General features: G+C 52.4%; 5 protein-coding genes. All 5 read left to right on the top strand.

Features of this window, described 5'->3' with window-relative positions:
• Positions 1 to 342: 342 nt before the first annotated feature.
• The 5 genes from HMPREF2724_RS03485 to HMPREF2724_RS03465 are packed head-to-tail and all read left to right on the top strand — an operon-like array spanning position 343 to position 6,687.
• Complete coding sequence (locus HMPREF2724_RS03485) at positions 343 to 978, top strand: MptD family putative ECF transporter S component (protein WP_061921197.1); 636 nt, start codon at positions 343 to 345, stop codon at positions 976 to 978.
• Positions 975 to 1,700 (top strand): energy-coupling factor transporter transmembrane component T family protein, encoded by a 726-nt coding sequence (locus tag HMPREF2724_RS03480; RefSeq protein WP_046646863.1) that lies wholly within the window; start codon positions 975 to 977, stop codon positions 1,698 to 1,700. The genes HMPREF2724_RS03485 and HMPREF2724_RS03480 overlap by 4 nt, the downstream gene beginning before the upstream one ends.
• Positions 1,697 to 3,166 (top strand): ABC transporter ATP-binding protein, encoded by a 1,470-nt coding sequence (locus tag HMPREF2724_RS03475; protein WP_062036168.1) that lies wholly within the window; start codon positions 1,697 to 1,699, stop codon positions 3,164 to 3,166. Before HMPREF2724_RS03480 ends, HMPREF2724_RS03475 begins: the two co-directional genes overlap by 4 nt.
• A 7-nt stretch (positions 3,167 to 3,173) precedes the next feature.
• Positions 3,174 to 4,922, top strand: a complete 1,749-nt coding sequence (locus HMPREF2724_RS03470) for an ABC transporter ATP-binding protein (protein WP_061921192.1) — start codon at positions 3,174 to 3,176, stop codon at positions 4,920 to 4,922.
• On the top strand, positions 4,915 to 6,687 hold the full coding sequence (locus HMPREF2724_RS03465) for an ABC transporter ATP-binding protein (RefSeq protein ID WP_061921189.1): 1,773 nt from the start codon (positions 4,915 to 4,917) through the stop codon (positions 6,685 to 6,687). Before HMPREF2724_RS03470 ends, HMPREF2724_RS03465 begins: the two co-directional genes overlap by 8 nt.
• Positions 6,688 to 6,772: the final 85 nt, after the last annotated feature.

The raw sequence follows: 6,772 nt of genomic DNA, 5'->3' as shown, positions 1-6,772 counted from the left end.
TCTCGTTCCACCCGGCCAAGAAAGCGCCGAATCATAGATACATTGGCCGCAACCACGCCCAAAGCCGTATAGAAGAAGGCCGCAGCAAAACCACGAACGGGCCTGCGGGTGTGATCGCCAATAGCAGCACCACCGCGATTGTTCTTCACAGGGTTGTCTTGCCGTTGGTGCTTACTTTGTCGGTGCATAGTCGGTAGTCGTGCTCTGGTTTGATGTCCGCTTATCTACATTCGCCCCCATTAAGGGTGAATCTTCAGATCAAAACTAGAAATAGTTTATATACAGCACTATCTGTATTAGGTAAGCCTTGCCTTTCCAGCTGTTCATGAATCGAGGTTTACTATGACCCAACAGTCCTCTACGCCCGCACGGAGTACAAGCTCATCCAGTGGGGCGACGGCACGTTTAAACACCAGAGATCTCATCAACGCTGGTATCTTTGCTGCACTTTACTTTGTAATCACCTTTGTAAGCGGAATGATTGGATTCGCAGGACCACAATTCATGTTTATTGGATGGTTCATCGCGGCAATCGCAAACGGAATCGTGCTAGCGCTTTATGCCGCCCGCACGCCCAAAATGGGTGCTTTCACCCTCGTCGGTGGTATTAACGGACTAGCATTCATGCTCACCGGACACTACTTCTGGACCCTGCTGGGAAGCATAATTCTAGGGTTTATCGCGGATTTGATTATTACAAAAAGCCACCTCAGTATTGCCAGATCCTTCCCTATTGCCTACAGCGTCTTCTGTGTCTGGATTTCTATGCCTTTTATCCCGCTAATTCTGGATACGGACTCCTACTACGTCGATATCGCAGACCAAATGGGTCAAGAATATGCCGATGCCATGTCGGATATCTTCCAGCCATGGACCATTGGAGTACTGGCCATTTGTGCGCTCATCGTCGGCTTTATCGGAGGAAAGGTCGGAGTTCGCGTCAGCCGCAAACACTTTGAAAGCGCTGGTCTCCTGTGAGCCTGCAAAAACAGGGCGTGCTTCGTCGATCTTCGATCGATCCACGGACCGTGCTACTTTCTGTTCTAGTAATCAATGCGGTAGCTCTCAGCCACGGCCACCTACCGACACTGCTGATTTCTATCGCTTTCAGCTCCATCGCACTAGCTACAGTAAAGCCACACTATGGTCTTATTTGCCTGTTCGCTTTTGCATTATCCTATCTAGGGTACTGGGGCCTATTACAGCTTCCTGGCTCCACATTTTTCGCTTTTTCAGCGGCAATTTTTTCGTGGCTAAGCCGTTTTGTCATCAGCATGTCCATCGGCGCATTCGGCTTGCTCACTCTCACACCATCCACGTTGACCTCAGCACTGCGGGACCTGCGTTTACCAGGCTGGGCCACCATTCCACCGGCGGTATTCCTGCGCGTTTTGCCGATCATCGTGGCAGAAGCCAAAGCCATCCGCGATGCCATGGTCCTTCGGGGTCTCCAGCCTGGAGTAAAAAGCTGGATCACACAGCCCACACAATCGTCCGCGATGTTGATCATCCCCTTATTAGGTGCCGTCGTCCGCGCTGGTGATGAGCTCGCTGCCTCTGCTCTTGTCCGGGGATTGGGAGGACCCGCACGCCCAACCACCACCGCCGATCTTTCCTTCAAGCTTGTCGATGCAACTGCACTAGCTGGGTTGGGCCTCGTTGTTGCCTCTGTCTGGCTTCCCACGGAGGTCCACTTATGAACGAACGCAGTATCGCAACCAGTGTAGACGCCCACAACGTTTCTTTTACATATCCATTGGGAGCTCGGCCAGGCATTCAAGGTGTATCTGATGTGTCTTTTTCTGTCTCTCCAGGACAGTGTCTACTGATTACCGGTGATTCCGGATCGGGAAAGTCCACGGTACTCAATTTGATCAACGGACTCATCCCCCATTTCAATCCAGGAGAGCTACTAGGCACCATCACTATTATAAAGGATGACCAGGCTTTTACCCCTGCGGAAGAACCGCTGTCCCGAGCCATCGAGTTCAGCGCCTCAGTATTCCAGAATCCAAGGACACAATTTTTCACTGAAAGCGTCAATGCAGAATTGGCCTTCGGGCTAGAAAACCTTGGTGTAGATCCCAAAGAAATTGAGTCGAGGATTCAATCAGCGGTCGAGCTACTAGGCATTAACGATCTTCGGGGCCGGCGATTCAAAGAATTATCCGGTGGGCAGTTACAAACCGTGGCATGCGCATGCGCGCTTGTGTCCCCGGGCAGTCTCGTGCTTCTCGATGAACCCACGTCCAATCTCTCCATGGAAAGCATCGATATTCTTGCACGCGTGCTACACCGCTTGAAGGAATTAGGCACAACGATCATTATCGCTGATCACCGTCTCTTTTTCTTAAAAGATATCGCTGACCAAGTTATTTACTTGACTCAGGGAAAAATAACGCGGAGTTTCCGCGCTCAGGAGTTTTATGCCTTAGACGAACCCGAACGCAAACAATTGGGGCTACGCAGCTTACACCATGTTCCCCTGCCCGCGAGCGTGCCGGTACCACCCACGCTCGAAAACGCCGATCCCCAGCGGAGCGGACTCGAGCTAAGCAACATCTGTTTTTCTTATGGCGCGCATGAGGTATTAAACATTGACCACGCATTTTTCCCCAGCGGCGAAGTCACCGCCTTAATCGGGCCCAACGGCGCTGGAAAAACCACCCTCGCCAGGATCATTTGTGGTCTTGCTTCTCCCAAACGCGGCGGTAGTCTCCGTTTGAACAGCAAACGAGTAGGAGCGGCTGCCCGCAGACGTGCCGCGTACATGGTGATGCAAGATGTTGGCCGCCAATTATTCGCAGCCACCACCGAAGAAGAAGTCACGCTCGGACTGGCAAAGAAGAAGCGGGACCACATCGATGTCAATGAGATTCTCCATCGCCTCGATCTGGCAGGAATGGCCCAACGGCATCCGCAGTCTCTGTCCGGTGGGCAACGGCAACGCTTAGCCATAGCTTCAGCCCAAGCCGAGCAAGCAGCGATCTACATCTTCGATGAACCTACCTCTGGCGTGGGCTGGCGCCAACTGCAATCCATCTCTGCGCTACTTCGATCTCTTGCAGCAAGCGGAGCAGTGGTCATCGTCATCACCCATGACCACGAATTCATCCAAGAATCAGTCACCAGAATCATCGATATGACTGACATCAACAAGAATTGAGAAAGAAATGTCTGAACTAAAACAAAGTTCCACAGAATCAAGCGGAACCCACGCACCAGAATCACACGGTGCGTCACCGGAAGAAGAGGCTCACGCAAAACTAAAAGCCGGCCAGGTCGCTCTAAAAAAACTACTGGCCCCAGTGCAAACAACCATCTACTTCGCACAGTTTCTCGCGCTTATATCCTCGGTACTCGCCGTAGCACCCTACGTCGCGTTGGTGGCACTGGGAAATGCTCTAATCGACGGCAAAACTGATGACGTCGCGTCCATTGTGAAATGGCTACTTGCTGCATTTTTGGGCCAGCTATTCTTCTATTTCCTTGCCCTTGCAATCACCCACTTCGCTGATGCAAAGCTGGTGGGGATTAACCGGCGCCGAATTATTACCGCTATTGCGAAAGCACCACTCTCGTGGTTTAGCCAGACTAATTCCGGCAAAGTCCGCAAAGCCGTCGAGGACGATACGTTAACTCTGCACACCCTGACAGCCCATGCTCCTGTAGAGAAGGTCGCCGCGATCTTTACGCCCCTCGCGCTTCTGGTTTATGCCTTTATCTTGGATTGGCGCCTTGGTCTACTTTCTATTGCCACTGTGCCCATTTTCCTAGCAATCCAAGCATATTCAATGAAAGATATGGGCACAAAAACTGCGGAAATGGATAATTATCTGGGTGAGGTCTCTGCGACTGCGGTGGAGTTCTCCGAAGGTATTTCCGTCGTCAAGGCTTTCGGCACCGTTGGCAAAGCCCACGCTCGATATCGCGAAGCTGCCCAAAAATTCGCGGAATTCTATTACGAGTGGGTACGTCCGCTTCTGCGTGTTTCCGCAATCTCAGAGTCTGTGGTGGCGGTTCCTGTCCTCATCCTTATCAATCTAGGAGTCGGTTCCCTGCTGATAGCTGGTGGCTATGTCACGGTCGCTGAAGTCATCGCAACAACGTTAATTGCGCTGGTGCTCCCAGGCACGATTCAAACCGTCGGCCAAATGATGTGGTCTTACCAGCTCGCTGGCAATGCGGCGTTGCGCCTTGATGAAGTCATGACAATTTCCCATGTGAAAGAAGGCCAAAAGAGACTCGATGCCAGTAGTCAAGACATGGAGGTGGAGTTCCATAAGGTCAGCTTTAGCTACGCCCCAGACACACCAGTCCTCCAAGACTTTTCTGCGCAACTAAATGCAGGCACTGTCACGGCATTGATTGGCCCCTCCGGGTCTGGCAAATCCACAGCAGCAACGATGCTGGCGCGTTTCCAGGATCCAGATTCGGGCACAATCACTATCAACAACGTGGATATCCGTGATCTCACTTTCGACAGTTTGTACCGCACTGTGGCTTTCGTCTTACAAGATCCTCACTTACTGCGTATGAGTATTCGGGAAAACATTCGCCTTGCACGCCCAGAAGCCCGCGATGAAGAGATCTGGCAAGCCGCAGAGGCTGCGCACATAGCTGCTGATATTCGCGCTTTACCGGCTGGGCTCGACACCGTTGTTGGTGAGGACACCTCTTTATCCGGTGGACAACAGCAACGCATTTCTATTGCCCGGGCAATCATTACCAATGCCCCAATCTTGATCCTGGATGAAGCTACTGCGGCAACTGATCCTGACTGCGAAGCAGAAATTCAAGCAGCTCTAGCCACACTCGTCAGAGGCAAGACCGTCTTAGTCATCGCCCACAAGCCGGAGTCCATCCAAGGAGCAGACCAAATAATCTGCCTCAAGCCTATGAAGGATAATTCTCATGTCTAATGCCACTACGCCTGTTAGTTCGCGTCTTCGTGATCCGCTACTCACTCGCAGTGTCAAAAAGCTGCAAAGTCCTGTAGGCCATAAGCTCAATAAAAGGTATGCTTGTCTATCGCTTATCGTTGGCGTGCTTGATGGCCTCGCCGTTCTCACGCTCGTGCCACTTACAAAGGCACTCGATGGGGATACGACGATCGCACCATGGATGTGGACGCTTTTGGCAATTGCGCTCGTAGCTTTTGCGCTACGATTTTTCGCAACCATGGCCTCTTACCACACGGCCTTGGATTTCATCCGAGCCGCGCACACGACTGTGGGCGATAAATTAGCAACGCTACCGCTCGGCTGGTTCGTACCGGCTAATACCGGCGGCCTATCTCGCCTCGTTTCAGATCGCTTTATGGTGGCGGCCGAGACCATTGCGCATATTCAAGGAACGATATACCGCGATAGCGCGGCACTTGTCACCTTGTTAGTAGGAGCGTGTTTCTGGAACCCGAAGCTGGGCTTGGTCCTTCTTATCATCGCACCATTGGCGCTCGTGGTGATGCAGTTGGCTGCATGGATTCGTGAGAAAGCATCGAACCGCGCACTGGGGCCGAGTAAAGAGCTCTCCCAGCGCATCGTAGAATTTGCTAACCGTCAACCAGCCCTGCGCGCGGCAGGACAATCACAAGTTTTTGCGCCACTAGAGCAAGCGCTAGAAATCGACCATAAAGCACGAATACGCGAGCTATGGGTATCCACATTAGCTTTGCTACTCAACGGCATAATAGTGCAGATCTTCATTGTGGCTCTCATTATGGTCTCCGCGGATCTTGCCGTTGAAGGCGCCCTATCGCCACTAGAAACAATTGCGATCATCGGAATCAGCTTGAGGTTTACCCGCACGCTTGAACAGCTGGGTTCTTCTTTCGTCGGTTTAGATGCCGGCCGTATCGCGCTCACAGAAACTGAGCTCATCACCGATGCCCCTTCCCTGCCAGAACCCACTACTCCGCGCCTAGGCGATGGTTCGGGAAATGTCGAGCTGCTTAATGTCACGTTTGGATACGGCGATAAACCAGTATTGGTAGATGTCACTTTCCATGCTCGACCAGGCACCGTTACCGCCATTGTCGGTCCTTCTGGCTCCGGAAAGACCACAATTGCGCGCCTTATTTCGCGATTCTGGGATGTAGATTCCGGGGCGGTGATGGTTGACGGCGTAGATATCCGCGAGCTTGGAACCGAACAGTTAATGTCCAGACTGTCCATGGTCTTTCAGGACGTTTACCTCTTCGACGACTCGTTAATCGCTAATATCCGCGTTGGTCGTCCCGACGCCTCCGATGAGGAAGTCTTCCGCGCAGCTGATCTTTCAGGCGTGACTTCTATTGCCAACCGCCTAGGGTGGCATACTCCTGTTGGTGAAGGCGGGCGGCTTCTATCCGGTGGTGAACGCCAGCGCGTATCTGTAGCTCGCGCGCTTCTCAAACAAGCGCCGATTGTACTCTTTGATGAGGCTACCTCCGCGCTCGATGCAGAAAATGAGGCAAACATTCTTGCTGCGATGGACGAGCTACGGGAGCAATCTACTTTTATTGTCATCGCCCATAAGCTGGATACAATCAAATCTGCTGATCAAATCGTAGTCTTGGATGAACACGGGCAAGTCAGCCAGCTAGGCACGCATTCTGAGCTTTCCGATGTCCCCGGTATCTACCGTCACTTCTGGCAGCAACGCAAAGCAGCAAGCGGGTGGAAAATCAGTTCGGGACGCGATTAACGCGGGCACCGAGATCGGCATTGTTTGCGGGGGACACCCTTCTCTCCCCCTCTCTCCCATTACGTTGTTAGCAGTTCCACCCCAG

Origin of the sequence: Corynebacterium sp. HMSC071F07, assembly GCF_001810285.1 — a bacterium.
Taxonomy (GTDB): domain Bacteria; phylum Actinomycetota; class Actinomycetes; order Mycobacteriales; family Mycobacteriaceae; genus Corynebacterium; species Corynebacterium simulans.
Note: the sequence above shows the minus strand (reverse complement) of the source record. Positions and strands in the feature narration are given on the sequence as shown.